Raw genomic sequence first — 17,173 nt, 5'->3', positions numbered from 1 at the left:
TCTAAAATGAGAAAGATATTATTATACGGAATTCTTGCGCTGATGTCGGCGGTGATTTTTGTTCCGGAAATCTTAGCGCGGGAATACACAATCAAGGAAATTTATCAAAAGGCATTAAAAAGTTCTGAAAAAATTGAAATGGCCCGGGAAAATGTCTATATCGCTCAAATGGGAAAAAATAAAGCCTGGTCTCTTTTAATTCCCCGAATGACCGCTTACGGCACTTACAACCGCTTTACCGAAGACAAATACTCTGCTTCGGGCATTTTGATTCAGCCGGAGCAATCGGGAACATGGGGCGTTCGCGCTGATCAGTCTTTTTCGCTGAGCGCGCGCGAACTTGATGTTTTAAAAATTGCCGGTCAGACCATCACGAAAAGTGAATATGATCTGGACACCGCGAAATCCGATTTCGTACTGGCGGTCGCGGCTTCTTTTTATGATGTGCTCAAGGCACAAAAAGCTCTGGAAATAGCTAAAGCCAATCTGGAGAGGCTGACAAAATACCATCAGTTTGTAGATAAGAGAGTAAAGGTCGGTGAATTGACCAAAACCGCTCTTTTGCGCGCGGAGGGAGAATTATCAGGAGCGCGTGCGGATTATCTACGGGCAGCCAATGCTGTGCAACTTACCCGAGCTGCATTGATCCGTGTGGCGGGAGTGGAACAGGATTTCTCTCTGAAAGATGAAAAAATATCTTCATCGGAAGCCTGTGAAATTAATCGTTTGAAACAGACGGCTCAGGATTTCAGGACCGATTTGAAAAGTTACGACATGCAGACAAAAATGGCTGAGCAGCAGGTAAAATATGCCACCGGTGCGTTCTGGCCCAGTATGGGATTATTTGCCGTCTATAACGGCACTGATCAGTATCCTGTCGGCTCAACCCTCAACAGAGAAAGTGTTCTTGCCGGTGCGTCGCTTACCTTTCCTTTCTTTGAAGGTGGTTTGAGAATGGCTGAATACAAGGAGGCCAAAGCCAAAGAGCGTCAGGCACGTCTGGCTTATGATGATTTAAAGAAAAATGTCGATATTGAATTACGTGCGGCATGCCTGCAACTGGACACTTTGAAAGGTTCTCTGAAATTTTTGGAAGATCAGAGAGCTTTCGCTAAAGACAATTACAATGCCGTTTTGAAACAATTCGAAAACGGTTTGGCAACCAGCCTTGACGTTATGGATGCCAATACACTGTTGCTGACTTCGGAAAAAAATGTGGCGGAAGCGTTATATAACTATCAGCTCGCCTATCTGATCGTTAAAAAATCAAGTGGCACGCTGCTGCAGTTTGTTAATGTTGGCAAATAACACTCAGGACTCACAGGCTTATTTTTCAGGAGGATAAATACAATGAATTCAGAGAAGCTGCCTTGCTTCGTTATTAAAAAAACGGCGGATCATCAAATGGGGAAATTATTGCTGTTGTTTTTGATAATGATGCTCATCTTTATACCTTTGGTTTCCTGTAAAAAAGCAAAAAAGGTGGAAAAGGAAACCTTGATCAATGTGCGTGTTCAAGCCGCGGCAAAGAAACAAATCCGCCCTTATATCGAAACGACCGGCACACTGAAAGCTGATGAAGAAGTGATAGTCAGTTCTGAAGTCGATGGGATTGTCAAAAGTATAAAAGTGGATGAAGGATCTGCGGTTGGCCGTGGGACGCTTTTAGCGGAAATTAATCAAGTTGATTACGTGCTGGATGAAAAAAGAGCGGATGCAGCCTTAAAACAGGCACAGGCCAATCTGGCTAATGTAAAAGCTGAATATCAGAGAAAGGAAGCTTTGTTCAAGGAAGAGCTGCTTACGAAGCAGCAGTTTGATGATATATCGACAAGGGTTACTCTGGCGGAAGCCGATTTATCAAGAGCAAAGGCGTTTTTGGATACGTCCAGAGAAAGGCTTTCCCGGACAAAAATATACTCGCCTCTGAATGGTATGGTGAAAGAGAAGAGAGTGTCTGTCGGTGATTTTGTACGAACCGGTTCGCCATTATTTCAATTAATTAAAGTTGATTTATTGAAGCTGAATTTTACAATAAGCGAAAAAGATATTGGCAGCTTGAAAACAGGTCAGGACGTTGTCTTTACTGTCGATTCGTTTCCCGACAAAAAATTCAAGGGCAAAGTTAAGTTGCTTTATCCCAATGTGGAAGAAAGAACGAGAACACTGCAGGTTGAAGCCGTTGTTTCCAACGCCAATCATCTGCTGAAACCAGGATTATTCGCCAGGGTTACAATTTATACGGGCGCATTGAACGATGCCGTTGTCGCTCCTCTGACGGCGTTAATGTACGATAATTCAAACATCACCATTTTTGTCGTTGAAGGAAATTTAGCACATGCCCGAACCGTCAAAACAGGTGGCAAGTACGGAGAGGATGTGGAAATAACTGAGGGCTTGAAGGAAAAAGAACAGGTTGTCGTAGTCGGTCAGAACAATTTGTCGGAAGGAGTAAAGGTTAATGTGGCTCGCTGATACATCGGTAAAAAGACCGGTATTTGCCACTATGGTCATTATGGCCCTGGTGGTGTTGGGTATCGTCAGTTACCCCAGCATTGGCGTCGATCTCTTCCCTAAGGTTGAATTTCCCATTGTTACCGTTACCACCACGCTCAAGGGTGCCAGTCCCGATGTTATGGATGTTGATGTAGCCGACAGGATTGAAGGTGCCGTCAATACAATAAACGGTGTGAAGAGCATTACCTCCACCAGCACGGAAAGCGTTTCCCGCACGGTTGTGGAATTTGTGCTGGAACGAAATATAGATCAGGCTGTTCAGGATGTGCGTGAAAAAGTTTCCGCGATTCGCAATAAATTGCCCGATGATATCGAGGAACCCAGAATTGCCAAGGTTGATCCCGATTCGACTCCGATTTTATTTATGAACCTTTCGGGCGACAAATCAGTGCGCGATCTTTCCACTTATGCCGATGAAGTACTGAAAGAACAATTGCAGCGGATCAATGAAGTCGGTGACGTTACTTTAAACGGTTTACGGCTCAGGCAGGTGCGCATCTGGCTGGATGCCGCCAAAATGCGTGCGTATGAAGCTTCTCCCGCCGATGTTGTCATTGCCCTAAAGCGTGAAAATGTCGAGTTGCCCGGCGGCCGTATTGAAACTCAAACCAAGGAATATACCGTCCGGATTAAGGGTGAGTTTGCTCAGATACCGGACTTTAACGATTTGATTATCAGTTATTATAAAGGCGCTCCGGTAAAGATAAAGGATATCGGCAAGGCGGAAGACGGTACGGAAGAAAAAAGATCGCTGGCTCGTTTCAACGGCGTACCGGCCATCGGAATCCAAATTCAAAAACAATCGGGAACAAATACAGTTGCCGTTGCCGCCAGGGTTAGAAAAGAAGTGGAGAGAATCAACAAAACACTCCCCCCCGGCATGAAACTCAATATCGCGATGGATCAATCAACTTTTATCGTTCGATCCATCGACGAGGTACAGGGGCATTTAATTCTGGGCAGTCTCTTTGCCGTTTTTGCCGTTTTTCTTTTTTTGAAAAACATGCGCACGACTTTAATCAGCGCCGTGGCTCTACCCGTCTCAATAATTTCCACCTTCGCGCTGATTAACGCTTTCGGATTTTCTTTCAACAACATGACGATGCTGGCTTTGTCGCTATCGGTAGGCTTGCTGATTGACGATGCGATTATTGTCATTGAAAATATTTACCGGCACGTGGAAGAAGGGATGGCGCCCATAGAGGCGGCCAAATTCGCCACATCGGAAATCGGCCTGGCTGTCATGGCCACTACGTTAGCTATTGTGGCCATATTTTTACCTGTTGCTTTCATGAAAGGACTAATCGGCAGATTCTTTCTCCAGTTTGCGTTAACCATTGTCTTTGCCGTTTTGGTATCGTTGCTGGTTTCGTTTACTCTGACGCCGATGATGGCTTCAATTTTTCTCAAACCGCATAATGCTCCTGCTGCCAACTCAGGAAAACGCGGTAATTTTATTATCAGATGGTCTTTCTGGAAAAAATCGGGAGATTATCTGGAAAAGAACTATAAAAGACTGGAAATATTTTATCGCCGTGTGCTGGAATTTTCGCTCAAATATAGAAAGTCAATGCTGGTGGGAGCAATGGCAATCTTTGCCTTAAGTATTTTAATAGCACGGTTTGGTTTAGGCAAAGAATTTCTCCCTCCTGAAGATCAGGGCAATTTTATCGTGCGCCTGGAAGCGCCAATTGATTATTCCGTTGAGCAGGTGGAAAAATATTTCGTCAGTCCGGAAAAAATGATTCGGGAGATTCCGGAGGTCAAATCCGTCTTTTTTGTTCAGGGATATCAGGGTTACTCCAACAAAGGAATTATGATTGTCGGTTTAAAACCGAAAGCTGAGCGCGAAAAAAGTCAGGAAGATATCAAGAAAATTGTACGATTAAAATTGAAGCAGATTCCGGGATTGAAAGGAACTGCGGAAGACATCTCGCTGATTGGAGGTGGAATCAGGCAGGTGCCGATTCAGTATAGTATTCGCGGGAATGATCTCTTCGCCTTGCAGACTTATGCCAAACAAATCATTTCAGAATTTTCCAAACTACCGGGAATAGTTGATGTAGACACATCTCTGGAAGTGGGCAAACCGGAATTCAAGGTTTATATTGATCGTGAAAAGGCAGCGAATCTGGGTGTGGATGTGGCAACCGTTGCCGAGGCAATCAACTTGTTGATCGGCGGTGAAGTGGATATCGCCCGTTATAAAGATGAAAAGAAAGGCAAACGTTATGACATCAGGGTCAGACTCAATCCCGAGGACAGGGAAAGCAGTGATGCCATGCAGAGAATTTTTGTACGTGCCCGCGACGGTAAACTTGTCGAAATGGCCAGTGTCGTCCAGGTCAAGGAAGGAACAGCCCCCAGTGTCATCAACCGTGTTGACCGTCAGAGGGCCATTACTATTTTTGCCAGCCTGGAAGGCAAACCTTTAGGAGAGGCTAGGAATGAACTTGATGAAATTGCCGGACGCATTCTGCCCTCGGATTATCTGCCCAGATATCAGGGTATGGGCCAGGTCATGCAGGAATCTTTTGTCTATCTGCTTTTTGCTTTGCTGCTTGGTATTGTCATGGCCTATATGATTCTGGCCGCGCAGTTTGAAAGCTTTATTCATCCCGTAACAATTTTATTATCCATGCCCCTTTCTTTTATCGGCGCTTTCGGCGCGCTTTTCATTACCGGTAAGACACTGAATATATTCAGTATTATCGGCTTGATCCTTCTGATGGGTCTGGTTAAGAAAAACGCCATACTGCTCGTTGATTATACAAATGTTTTGCGGGCGCGGGGCATGTCACGCCGCGAGGCAATTTTGCAGGCGGGGCCGGTGAGAATGCGTCCTATTCTTATGACAACTTTTGCCATGATTTTCGGAATGCTCCCGATAGCTTTCGCCGTAGGTGAAGGCGCGGAAACTCGTGCTCCGATGGGCATAGCGGTTATCGGTGGTTTGTTGACTTCTCTGATTCTTACATTGGTTGTGGTGCCGGCTGCTTATGATGTATTTGATGACTGGCAGGAATATTTTAAGAGAAGACGTTCGAAAAAAGAGAAAAAAGTTGGCTGATTTTATCTTGCAGGAAATGTTAAAAAATATTTTCTAATAGAGAGAGGTCATGATTATGAAAATGTTTTATGTTATTTACGCCGAAGCCGCCGATGATGCTATCATTAATGCTTTCAAAGAATCAGGATTCAAGGCCTACACTAAAATGTGCGGATTAATGGGCGAAGGTGAAGAAACTGAACCGAAACTGGGTACTCATTATTGGCCTGGTAATAATAACGCCTTATTGTTAGCTGTGAGCGATGAAAAGATTAAGCCGCTTTGTGAACTGGTAAGAAAATTGAAAGTTGAGAATCCACGCGCCGGCTTGAGGGCGTTTACTTTTCCACTGGAAGAGGAATGTGTGTAGAGTAAAAAAGAGCGCATACCGTTCTTCTTTCAAAGGATAACGCGGCGGCAAGGAGGAGGTGACGAGACGTATTTATACATACGTTGAGGAAACCGACGACGAAGCCAACAAAGTTAGCCGAAGAAAGAAAATGGTATTCATGGCTGGACAAAGAACAACCCGACGACAAAAAGATATCTCGCGACTTCTGCGCGAGAAAAAATATAATCCGCCTAGAAAGTCAAAGAAAGATAACCCGTTCCCATCAAAAAAGCACAGCGGATAAAAAAGAGAAATTCATGATCGTTGATTATTTTCTGTCGCAGGCGCCGCTCAATTGTCCGCTGGAGGATGAGAATGTCGCGGCTACGGCTGTTTTTCTGTTTACGGGATAATCTTAGTAAATTATTCTGATGAATTCCTCATCTTGAAGAAGTTCTTCTATATTCAATTTGATCATTTCATTTACTGCGCTGGAGATATTTACAAGTTTGGATGCATTGCGTTTTGTGATTTTTGTTAATTTATATAAAGTATCACCGGTTTGCAGATTTTTTACCGAGTAATTAACTATCAATGTCCAATCCACACTGGCACTCAGCTCGTCAATTAGAAAATCTTCAATTTCACCACCAAGCATTAGATTATTATTATCGAGTTTGATACCGGTAGAGTGTAACTCCGCAAAAACCGCATCCCTGAAAAATGTATCGATATTCTTGTCGAACTTGAGACTGCCTAATGATGTATTGCGTATCTGATATGGTTTTACTTTACCTGCTTCTGCGGGGACATATTTGAAGTTAGATATTGATACGCTTCCTGAAAATTTGCTGACAGAGCCTGGCAAATAACTCAACGGTATTCTTGCGCAGCCTTCCATAAAGAACAATGTCACTCCCCATAAAAGTATTATTACCGTCAGAACAAGGATTTTTCTTGAACCGGCTATTTTCTTCATGACAAAATCCTCCTCTATCGTAATTTTAAAAGTGTAGTCAAAGAATTGAGAATAATTAATATCAGTTTTGAATGAATCACGGGTATAAACCCCAGTGCAAGCCCTGGACCCTAATTCCGACCCAAGGGGCGGGGTATTATACCCTCCGCCTATAGGCGGGATTGTTCGACTAACAAATTTCAATACACTTCGTTTTTGAAATTTGAGTCTCACAATAAATTCATCGGCCACCGTGGTGTCCACCAGATTTCCCACCATTGTCACGTCCGTTGCCGATGCTGTTCGTCATGTTATAGGGAATTATAATTTGCAATAAGATATCATCACCGCTTTCCCAGATGATTGTTCCATATTCATGAAGCATTTCATAGTAGCCGCGCACTTTACCCTTACTGTCTTTTATGACAAATTTGCCCATGTAGTTTTTATTATATCGCTCATATTTATTCAACATGTCGATATTTTTTATAACTTCCTCACGTGGGAAGTCGGTTTTTATCTTCCCTCCCGGTTCAATGTAGACGTATCCTGCTTGCGGTTCCAGCGGTTCACTGTCCGGAGTATTCAATCTTATGATTGTCTCATAGCTCTTATCAGGTATGTTTTTTACGGATTCTTCCTTAATGATTTTGTATGACATGCTGCAACCGACAAGAATAAGTGCGCTAAATATAGTTACAGGTATTTTAATGTAATTCTTCATCACTGACCTCCTTCTAATAAGGAAAAATTTAATACAATATTATCACAACGTCCATTGTTTAGCTTTCATTGATAATATAATTTACTGTTTAGATGCTACTGATCCGCTCAATTGTCCGCAGGCGGCCAGAATATCACTCCCTTTGCTTGCGCGGAGCATGGTTGTATAGTGATTATCAATCAATGTTTGCTGAAACACTTCTACAGTTTTTTGTGAAGGTGACTTGAATGGAGTTCCGGGATATTCATTAAAAACAATCAGATTCAACTTGCAGCGTTGGCCTTTCAACAAGGCCGCCAGTTTTTTTGCATCTCGCACAGAGGAATTAATACCGTCAATTAAAATATATTCAAAGGTCAGAAGTCTCCGGCCGGGCATGGGGTATTTTTTACAGGCATCCAGCAGTACTTCCAAAGGGTACTTTTTATTAACAGGCATTAGCTTGCTTCTGGTTTCGTTATCATGAGCGTTGAGCGAAACGGCGAGATTGATGCAAATATCCTTTCCCAGCCTGATAATTTGCGGGGCAAGCCCGCAGGTAGATATGGTTACTTTACGGTTGGAAAATCCCATGCCGAAATCACAGGTGATATTTTTTATCGCTTTGACAACATTTTCATAATTAGCCAGCGGTTCGCCCATGCCCATCATCACAATATTTTTTATGTCAGGGCATTGGGGCAGTTCGTGTCTCAATGTCAGAAGTTGGCCTACAATTTCCGAAGGGTTTAAATTTCTTTTAAGACCCTGACGCGCTGTCAGGCAAAATTTGCAATCCATGGCACAGCCGGCCTGAGTGGATACGCAAAGAGTCCAGTTATTTTTCCCGGGAATTAAAACGCTTTCGATAAAAAGTCCGTCTTCTAAACGTAAAAGAGCTTTTTTTGTTGAGTCTTTAGATTCCTGAACCTTGACGATTTGCGGGCGGCTGACGCGCGCGATGCCGGAGAGTCTGGTGCGAAAATCGCGGGAGAGGGTGGTCATATCCTCAAAAGAAACATTGCCGGATTGGTAAAGACATTTCCTTATCTGCCGGGCTCGGAATTTTTCCTTACCTAAAGAGGAAATAAATTCCTCCATCTCCTCCAGAGTGAAATCCAGCAAATTAGGAAGCAGATTTTCAGAGCGGCTAATCATTTAAGCTTTTTTTGCAGCGTTGCGGCGATAGCGTTAATAAAATCTTCTGTGTTAACTTTTTTGTTAGAAGGTTTATTTTCGGCGAGCGCGAGCAGATCACCGGTCATTATGCCGCCTTCCACTGTGGCAAGGGCTGCTTCTTCGAGTTTGTCGGCAAATTTTATTACTTCCGGCGTGCCATCTATTTCTCCCCTTTTACGCAGGCCGCCGGACCAGGCGAAAATAAGTGCCATGGAATTACTCGAAGTTTCCTCACCCTTTAAGTGCTTGTAATAATGCTTTTGCACAGTGCCGTGCGCGGCCTCGTATTCGAACCAGCCATTGGGAGAGACAAGAACCGATGTCATCATGGCCAGTGAGCCGCAGGCGGAAGCAACCATATCCGACAGGACATCTCCGTCGTAGTTTTTCAATGCCCAGAGGATGCCGCCTTCGCCTTTCATAACACGTGCCACGGCATCGTCAATCAGGGTGAAGAAATATTCGATGCCCGCTTCATCGAACTTTCCCTTCCAGTTAGTTTCAAATTCGCGGTTGAATATTTCACGGAATCCGGCATCATATACTTTGGAAATAGTGTCTTTGGTTGAAAACCACAGATCTATTTTTTCACTCAGGGCGTAAGTAAAACACGCCTTGGCAAAATTCAGTATTGATTTATCAAGATTGTGATTAATCTGGATTATTCCTGCCGCGGGGAAATCGTTAACTAAAAATTTTTGTGCCTTGCCGCCGTCTTTGGGAGTAAAGACAATTTCCAGTTTTCCCGCACCCGGAATCGGCATCTCAAAATTGTTATAAACATCACCGTAGGCGTGACGGCCGATGATTATCGGCTTTTTCCACGAGGAAACATTCGGCTTAATATTGTTGACCAAAATCGGTTTTCTGAAAACGGTACCGTCGAGCATGGCGCGGATGGTGCCGTTGGGGCTTTTCCATGCTTTTTTTAATTTGTATTCTTTGACGCGGTCTTCATTGGGTGTGATAGTGGCGCATTTGATGCCGACACCGTATTTCATAATCGCACGCGCCGCGTCTACAGTAACCTGATCGTCAGTGTCATCACGATGTTTTACGTGCAAATCATAATAATCAATATTCATATCGAGATATGGAAAAAGAAGTTTGTCCTTAACCATTTGCCACATTACTCGTGTCATTTCATCACCGTCCATTTCGACGATGGTAGTCTTAACTTTTATTTTTTTTGCCATAAAAAATTACTGCTCCATATTAAGTTCAATGCTTCAGAAACAAAATGCCCTGAAGTTTGATGGTCTAATTTTCCAATCCCGATATATCTGAATTGGAAAATATTCCGCATCAAAGGCTATGGGGATTACCCTTTGGTTGCCTGAAGGGATTATACCCTTATTTATTACTTATATTTAGTGCTCCGCCTGCAAGAATTACTTGCTTCTGACGTGCGGACAGTTCGCAAGTTACATAAAATGCAATGCCTTTTGTTTTGTTGCGCATCAGAAACTTACCGTCTCCCGCAATGGTTCTTTTTGTCTCGGAAATTTCCAGCTCGTCTTCCTTATCTATTTTATCATAGTCGTTTTCAGAGCAAAAAGTCAGAGGCAATATGCCAAAGTTAATCAGGTTCGCGGCATGAATTCTTTCAAATGATTTGGCGATAACCGCGCGTACACCCAGATACATGGGGCACAAAGCAGCATGTTCTCGCGAAGAACCCTGTCCATAGGAAAAACCAGCCACTATTATGCTTTGTTTCCCGTCTTGCCTTAATGACATGGCGCGTTTGGCGAAAGTTGTGTCAACGTTTTCAAAAACGAACTCAGAATATTTGGGAATGTTCGAACGGTATTTCATGCGTGCGCCGGCAGGTATAATATGGTCTGTCGTAATTTTATCGCCAACCTTTATTGTTACCTGGCCGTGAATAGTATCGGAAAGCTCCGGACAGCGGGGTAAAACACCTATATTGGGACCGCGGTAGACATCGGCAGATTTTTTTTTGTCCGGCCATATTATCATCGAATCATCGATGGAGAATTTTTTCGGCATGACGACTTTTGGATAGCGTATTTTCAAGTCACGTGGATCAGTGAAACATCCTGTAATTACCGCGGCGGCAGCTGTTTCCGGACTCACCAGATAAACATCGGCGTCCATGGTTCCGGAGCGTCCCAGAAAATTACGGTTGGATGTACGCAGAGATACGGAGGCTGACGGAGGGCTCTGGCTGTTTCCGATACAGAAGCCACAGGCGTTCTCCATAATGCGTGCTCCTGAGGCAATCAATTCGGAAAGATATCCTTTATTAGCGAGCTCTTCCAGCACCTGTCTGGAACCCGGCGCTAAAATAAAACTTACATCAGGATGCGCAGTTTTGCCCTTTAAAATTTTCGCTACGGTAACCAAGTCTTTGTATGAAGAATTGGTGCAGCTGCCCATACAAACCTGATTTACGGCAATCTTTTTCATTTTCCTTACTGTACTGATATTGTCCGGGCTGTGAGGTTTGGCCGTTAATGGTTCGATTTTAGACAAGTCAATATTAATAACTTTTTCATATTTTGCGTTTTTGTCGGCCTCTAGTTGTGTAAAATCACGTTCTCTTTGCTGCGAGCGCAAAAAAAGGCGGGTCATCTTATCACTGGGGAAGATGGAAGTTGTTACTCCGCATTCCGCCCCCATATTGGTGATTGTAGCTCGTTCGGGAACCGTCAGAGATGCGACCCCCCTTCCGCCGTATTCAAATACCGTGTTAACATTTCCCTTTGTTGTAAATATTTCCAGTACTTTGAGAATAACATCTTTGGTGGAAACCCATGGCTTAAGTTTACCGTTAAGATTAATTTTAATAACTTTAGGGCAAATAAAGTAAAACGGACTGCCGGCCATAGCCATCGCGACATCAAGTCCTCCTGCGCCTATGGATAGCATAGACAGTGCTCCGCAGGTCGGTGTATGACTGTCCGAACCGATTAATGTTTTTCCAGGCTTGCCGAATCTTTCCAAATGAACCTGATGGCAAATGCCGTTTCCCGCACGGGAGAAAACAATGCCGTATTTTTGAGCTACGCTTTGCAGATAGAGATGATCATCGGCGTTTTCAAAACCTATCTGTATCGTATTGTGATCAATGTAACTTACGGACAGCTCGGTTTTGACTTTGGGCACATTCATTGCTTCAAATTGCAGATAGGCCATAGTACCTGTAGCGTCCTGAGTAAGGGTCTGGTCAATGCGAATGCCGATTTCTTCACCGGGCGTCATAACGCCGGAGATTAGATGCTGCGAAATAATTTTTTCAACTAAATTTTTTCCCATTTTCTATTCCTTAAAAAGAAGAATTTAGGTGATAAAGCATTTACAGTCGCGAACTTATATAATAAACGCGACAGATAATCAACTGGCAAAAAGAAAAAATAATAAAAATAACGGGCTGAAGGAATTATTTCCTAAAGCCCGTTATTGGTTCATACTTATGCTTTAATGTAATGGCGGATTGCTTTTAAGCGCCATTGCCGTCCAGTCCTTTTACCCGCACTGCGCGCTGAAATCTTTTTTGATAATAAGGAGCGTCCAGGCTGTCAATCCGGACAACTTTGCTTTTAGAGGACGCGTGGACAAATTCATTGTTGCCGATATAAATTCCCACATGTCCCAGCGATCTATTTGTATGGAAAAAAACAAGATCTCCTTCTGTAAGATTTTCGCGGGTTATATTGATGCCGACTTTGGATTGCTGAGCCGCATTACGGGGCAATGTTACATCGAAAATGCGGTAAATCTTTTGGACAAAAGAAGAGCAGTCAATTCCTTTCAGGGAAGAGCCGCCAAATCTGTAAGGCGCTCCTATGAAACCGGTTGCCACTTTAACAAACAATTGCACTTCATCGGGACTATTCCATTTTCCCAGAAGTTCTTCTTTCCTTGTTTGTTCATTTTGCTGACCAATGTTAATGACATCTTGATCGGCGTCTTCGCTTTCAATATCCGGCGAATCTTCACTTTCTTCTATATCTTCATTTTCCTGGGTGACAATTGATTCTTCCGGTTCGTAGGACGGTTTTGCAAGAGCAAGTTTCTGCCCGACACGCAGACTCTTGCTGTTGACATGATTGAGGGCCATTATTTTTTTCATGGGCTGGTGCGTTTTTTGGGCGATTCGGAATAAAGTGTCGCCTTTCCGGACAGTATAATAAACCGACTTGGACTTTGATTTTACAATTCGTTTTGAAGATTTTTTTGTAGAAATACTTAAAACTTGATTTTTTTTGATTCCAGATTTTCGAAGATTGTTCGTTTCTTTTATCTGGTTGACGCTGACGCCAAATTTTTTGGAAATACTGTAAAGGGTGTCTCCATTTTTTACCTTATACTGTGTTGCAAAAACGTTTGAACTGAAACTAAGGAACAAAATTAGGACAAATAGTCCTGAAAACGCGAGAATTTTCCGTTTCATAATGAAATGCCTCCTTTGTTATGGGGGGTATTATCCTATTAACGGTGTATATATTTCGATTTAAATTCATATTTGTAACCGAAAAATAATCTTTTTTAACTTATACACCAACTGTACATTTATTACAGCAATGTACAACCAACTACACAATTTGCGGTTAACCTACTAAAAAAATACCTGCCTGTCAAACTTATTTTGCAATTTATGGCTTATATTATGTTTTAAATATATATTTTGATTGATTTTTTATAGAAAATGGTCTGCTTCGGATATGAAAATTATTATTGGATTTTATATGGATTTTAAGCTATTGCAATGCCTGCCTTAAATGATCTTCGGGCTTGGTTAGTCGTTTGCCTGAAGGCGGCTTAAGGCAATAAAATATTTTAAAAGGACTGTTATGCGATTTAATTGGAGAATTATTTCAATAATCTTAGTCTTGATCTTAACTTATTTTGTTTTTGATGTCGGGCGCTATTTTGTCTATCCTAATGTGACTTCATTAAAAAAAAGTTGCCCTCAAAAAACTGCTTTTATGAAATACAGGGAGAAAGTCTGGCAGGAAAAGGGAGTAAAAAGAAAAATTACCAATATTTGGGTGCCTCTATCCCGAGTGTCGCCTTATGTTATGAAGGCCGTAATTATTGCCGAAGATGATAAGTTCTGGTCTCATGAAGGATTTGATTTCGAGGCCATGCAAAAAGCTCTGGAAAAAGATATTAAAAAGAAGAAATTCAAGGCCGGCGGCAGTACGATTTCTCAGCAACTGGCAAAAAATTTGTATCTTTCACCATCGAAGAACCCGATTAGAAAACTCAAAGAGGCAATACTAACCTGGCGATTGGAAAGGAATTTAAGCAAAAGAAGAATTATGGAACTTTACTTGAACGTTGCCGAATGGGGTGATGGGATTTACGGCATTGAAGCGGCGGCTCGGAAACATTATGGAAAAAGCGCTGCCGGCTTAACCGCCCGTGAAGCGGCGGTGCTGGCTGCTGTTATACCCAATCCCCGCAGATATCGAACTGACGGTACGTCAAGATACGTGGGGAACCAGTCGGAAAGAATTTATCAAATAATGGTACGCAGGGGCATTGTTATACCTGAATATGATGACGTAATTTCTGAAAAGGATGAAGATAATCAGAACGTCAACGGACAGGAACAACCACAACAGGAAAAAGAAACCGTTCAGGAAGAACAGAACTTAAGTCCTGCTCTTCCTGATACGGAAAACAAATCAAACCCTTGAACGGGTAATTTATACCAACCGGGCATAATACCAAGTAAGCTTTCAAAAATTAAAATATGAATTTTTGAAAGCAACTTGTTATTATAACATTTCTATAGCCGTGGCCATGGAAACGCCGCCGCCGCCGCAGAGGGTCGCCATTCCCAGCGTTTTGCCGTGTTTTTGCATGGCATGAATGAGTGTAACCATGATTCGGCAGCCAGTAGAACCCACCGGATGTCCCAGTCCGATGCCCGATCCGTTAATATTGGTAATCTCACGTTTTAAACCAAGCTCTTTTTCACAACCGAGATACTGACCGGCAAATGCTTCGTTGACTTCCAACAGCTCAAAGGCATCCAGACTAAGCTGCGGGTCGCTTTTGAGCAGATTTTTTACGGCTGGAACCGGGCTTAAGCCCATCACGGAAGGATGGCAGCCGCCGCGTCCGGAGGATCGTATTCTGGCGATTGGTTTCAATCCCAATTCCTTCGCTTTTTCAGCAGACATAATGATCATGGCTGAAGCGCCGTCGTTGAGACCCGAGGAGTTGCCGGCCGTAACTTTGCCGACCTTAGGGATAAATGCCGATGGTAACGCCTTTAATTGTTCCATCGTCAATCCGGGACGGAAATGCTCATCCTTATCGAAGACTATAGGCGGTTTGCCTTTTTTCTGGGGAATTTCAATCGGCACGATCTCGTCTTTAAAATCGCCGTTTTTGGTGGCGCGCTCGACGTTGTTATGGCTGCGCAGGGCGACCTCATCCATTTCCTCGCGGCTGATGTTCAAAAGCTGGGCGATAAGTTCCGTGGTATGGCCCATGATATATGGTTTTCCCTTTAAACTCTCGAAAGGCTGGCCTGATTTGACGGGACCGTCATCACCCAGCGGCATGACATATGAGCCGCAGTGCAGCGCGCGAATCATGGAATCGACAAAAACAGTGTCCTGAAGGCGGCAACCCCAACGAGCATCGAAACTGACATAGGGTGTACCGGACATATGCTCAACGCCTCCCGCCAGAATAACATCGGCCATACCGGCTTTGATCATGGCGGCGCCACTGAGCACGGCTTCCATGCCGGAAATACATACACGATTCAGCGTAACAGCTGTCACGCTTTCCGGAATACCGGCCAAAAGAGCCGCTACGCGAGTGGTATTAAGTGTATTGCAGGATTCAAGACAACAGCCAAATCTGACATCATCAATGATGACCGGATCTATTCCGGCACGCTTAACAGCCTCCTTCATGGCTACAGCCGCAATGCGCGCTCCAATCATGTCCTTTAATGTGCCCCCGAATGTTCCTATAGCCGTCCTACACGCTGAAACAATAACTACATCCTTCATTTTGTAAACTCCTTATACGTATAATTATTTTCTTCTTTTAAAGCTGGATTGTTCAGACAGACTTTGCAGAAGTAATTTCTTTTATCAGGCTTTAAATTTTTTTATCCGTCGCGGCGAACGGCGGTGTGAATTGTTAAACAATTACAAAAAATATGTCAAACAATAAAATTTATTTGATTTCTGTTGCTACGATTATAAAGGTATAAAAACTTTTTTGCCGGATTGATTTTATGACTTAATGAAAGAATGTTTATGTATCATTGTATGATGAATCACAAAAAGGCCCAACTTTAAAAGTTGGACCTTTTTGTTTTCTGGATCGCTAGGACGTACAGCTATAGGAACTTCATAACTACTCTGTTTATGGCCTTTCGTAAGAACAGATATCAAACTTGCCTCGATTCTGAAATATCTGTATTAACAAATATATGAAACACCTTTCCGTGCCTTACACCGGATAAGTTTCAATAATGGACAGCTTTTTAAGTTGAGGATTAATATTCGACAGAAAGTAACTCCATAAGCACTCATTTACAAAATGATAAATTAAGGAAATAATGAATTGAGAAAGAACGGATCGGGTATGCTCATGTCTTCATCAATGTGATATTTGGGAGCGAGTTCCTTGTATCGTTGGTCTTTTGCCAAATTCCTCAAATTAAGCAGAGAATAATAAGGAACATCTTTAATATTGCTATTTACGATCATGTTGGGAATGGATCCGCAATGAGGATCAGTATAATTATAATAGTTTACCCGTGTCTTATCCGAACTAAGTTTTTCGAAAATCCACATATGTTCTGAATCTATAATTCGAATAAACTTATGCCGGAGGGGAACTAACGGTTCTTTGATTACTTTGCAAATGACAACCATATTTCCTGATTTTGGATCAATACATCCTCGTATTTCATATATGAGATCTCTGTCCCATAAAGGCCAGGGTGATTTAAATTTAAAATAATGAATTTGACGTCCTTTCTCCCACGGTTTTATAATAGAAGCCTCATATCAGGTATGCATTAATTTGTTGTGTGTAGGTGTATATGATATCATTGCGTAAAGAACATCAAAGGAAGTAGCAGAAATAGTGGTAACTCCTTTATATTCATCAATGCCATATCCTTTGTGTGGTCTGGTATAAATCTCTATGCCATCGATATTTTTCGTCAATTTCGAATCATTATCTGGAGAATAAGGTCATTTCAGTTAGGAGGAGGGAATTAACCCAGCGGCATTCCCCCCTCCATTAGTTAGTTTTAAGCTACCAATCCCTGAACCGTACGCTGAATAATGTTGTCCTGTGTTTTGCGGCTGATGTCCACAAAGTGAGCACTGTATCCCGCTACCCGGACAATAACTTCCTGATACTTTTCAGGTTCTCTCTGGGCGCTCCTCAGGGTCTCATCGGACACGCAGTTGAACTGAA

At 42.7% G+C, this 17,173-nt stretch carries 15 protein-coding genes; 6 read left to right on the top strand and 9 right to left on the bottom strand.

The features are described from left to right. The first annotated feature begins 6 nt into the window (after positions 1-6). From CVU62_00075 to CVU62_00055, 5 genes are all read left to right on the top strand, one after another. Positions 7-1,308, top strand: a complete 1,302-nt coding sequence (locus CVU62_00075) for a hypothetical protein (GenBank protein ID PKN38635.1) — start codon at positions 7-9, stop codon at positions 1,306-1,308. A 42-nt stretch (positions 1,309-1,350) separates the two neighbouring features. Next, entirely contained in the window at positions 1,351-2,475 is a 1,125-nt protein-coding gene (locus tag CVU62_00070; protein PKN38634.1) for a hypothetical protein, read from the top strand. After that, positions 2,462-5,587 carry an AcrB/AcrD/AcrF family protein gene (locus CVU62_00065; GenBank protein ID PKN38633.1) on the top strand — a complete coding sequence of 1,042 codons (3,126 nt, stop codon included), beginning with the start codon at positions 2,462-2,464 and terminating at the stop codon, positions 5,585-5,587. Before CVU62_00070 ends, CVU62_00065 begins: the two co-directional genes overlap by 14 nt. A 49-nt stretch (positions 5,588-5,636) precedes the next feature. Beyond that, complete coding sequence (locus CVU62_00060; protein PKN38632.1) at positions 5,637-5,936, top strand: hypothetical protein; 300 nt, start codon at positions 5,637-5,639, stop codon at positions 5,934-5,936. An 83-nt stretch (positions 5,937-6,019) separates the two neighbouring features. Beyond that, a complete protein-coding gene (locus CVU62_00055) occupies positions 6,020-6,310 on the top strand; it encodes a hypothetical protein (protein PKN38631.1) in 291 nt (96 codons plus the stop codon). Positions 6,311-6,312: 2 nt separating this feature from the next. On the opposite strand, the gene CVU62_00050 is transcribed toward CVU62_00055, so the two are convergent. The 6 genes from CVU62_00050 to CVU62_00025 form a co-directional block, all read right to left on the bottom strand. Continuing rightward, positions 6,313-6,876, bottom strand: a complete 564-nt coding sequence (locus CVU62_00050; GenBank protein PKN38630.1) for a hypothetical protein — start codon at positions 6,874-6,876, stop codon at positions 6,313-6,315. A 220-nt stretch (positions 6,877-7,096) separates the two neighbouring features. Beyond that, positions 7,097-7,579, bottom strand: coding sequence for a hypothetical protein (locus CVU62_00045; protein ID PKN38629.1), 483 nt, complete (start codon positions 7,577-7,579; stop codon positions 7,097-7,099). A gap of 81 nt (positions 7,580-7,660) precedes the next feature. Beyond that, positions 7,661-8,716, bottom strand: coding sequence for a 23S rRNA (adenine(2503)-C(2))-methyltransferase RlmN (gene rlmN / locus CVU62_00040; protein ID PKN38628.1), 1,056 nt, complete (start codon positions 8,714-8,716; stop codon positions 7,661-7,663). Beyond that, entirely contained in the window at positions 8,713-9,933 is a 1,221-nt protein-coding gene (locus CVU62_00035; protein PKN38627.1) for an isocitrate dehydrogenase (NADP(+)), read from the bottom strand. Before CVU62_00035 ends, rlmN begins: the two co-directional genes overlap by 4 nt. A gap of 157 nt (positions 9,934-10,090) precedes the next feature. Further along, complete coding sequence (locus CVU62_00030) at positions 10,091-12,019, bottom strand: aconitate hydratase (protein PKN38626.1); 1,929 nt, start codon at positions 12,017-12,019, stop codon at positions 10,091-10,093. 184 nt (positions 12,020-12,203) lie between these two features. Further along, the gene (locus tag CVU62_00025; GenBank protein PKN38625.1) at positions 12,204-13,157 is read right to left on the bottom strand and encodes a hypothetical protein; all 954 of its coding nucleotides are present in this window, start codon (positions 13,155-13,157) and stop codon (positions 12,204-12,206) included. Between the two features lie 400 nt (positions 13,158-13,557). Here CVU62_00025 and CVU62_00020 point away from each other — a divergent pair, with 400 nt between their 5' ends. Beyond that, positions 13,558-14,409 (top strand): monofunctional biosynthetic peptidoglycan transglycosylase, encoded by an 852-nt coding sequence (locus CVU62_00020; protein ID PKN38624.1) that lies wholly within the window; start codon positions 13,558-13,560, stop codon positions 14,407-14,409. Between the two features lie 81 nt (positions 14,410-14,490). Here the strand turns inward: CVU62_00020 and CVU62_00015 are convergent, their stop codons facing one another. The 3 genes from CVU62_00015 to CVU62_00005 form a co-directional block, all read right to left on the bottom strand. Next, the gene (locus CVU62_00015; GenBank protein ID PKN38623.1) at positions 14,491-15,744 is read right to left on the bottom strand and encodes an acetyl-CoA C-acyltransferase; all 1,254 of its coding nucleotides are present in this window, start codon (positions 15,742-15,744) and stop codon (positions 14,491-14,493) included. A 546-nt stretch (positions 15,745-16,290) separates the two neighbouring features. Then, complete coding sequence (locus CVU62_00010; GenBank protein ID PKN38622.1) at positions 16,291-16,620, bottom strand: hypothetical protein; 330 nt, start codon at positions 16,618-16,620, stop codon at positions 16,291-16,293. A gap of 383 nt (positions 16,621-17,003) precedes the next feature. Further along, positions 17,004-17,173, bottom strand: a 170-nt coding sequence (locus CVU62_00005; GenBank protein ID PKN38621.1) for a hypothetical protein, incomplete at its 5' end; no start/stop codon positions are given.

The sequence above is a fragment of the Deltaproteobacteria bacterium HGW-Deltaproteobacteria-2 genome (assembly GCA_002840505.1).
Taxonomy (GTDB): domain Bacteria; phylum Desulfobacterota; class Syntrophia; order Syntrophales; family Smithellaceae; genus Smithella.
Note: the sequence above shows the minus strand (reverse complement) of the source record. Positions and strands in the feature narration are given on the sequence as shown.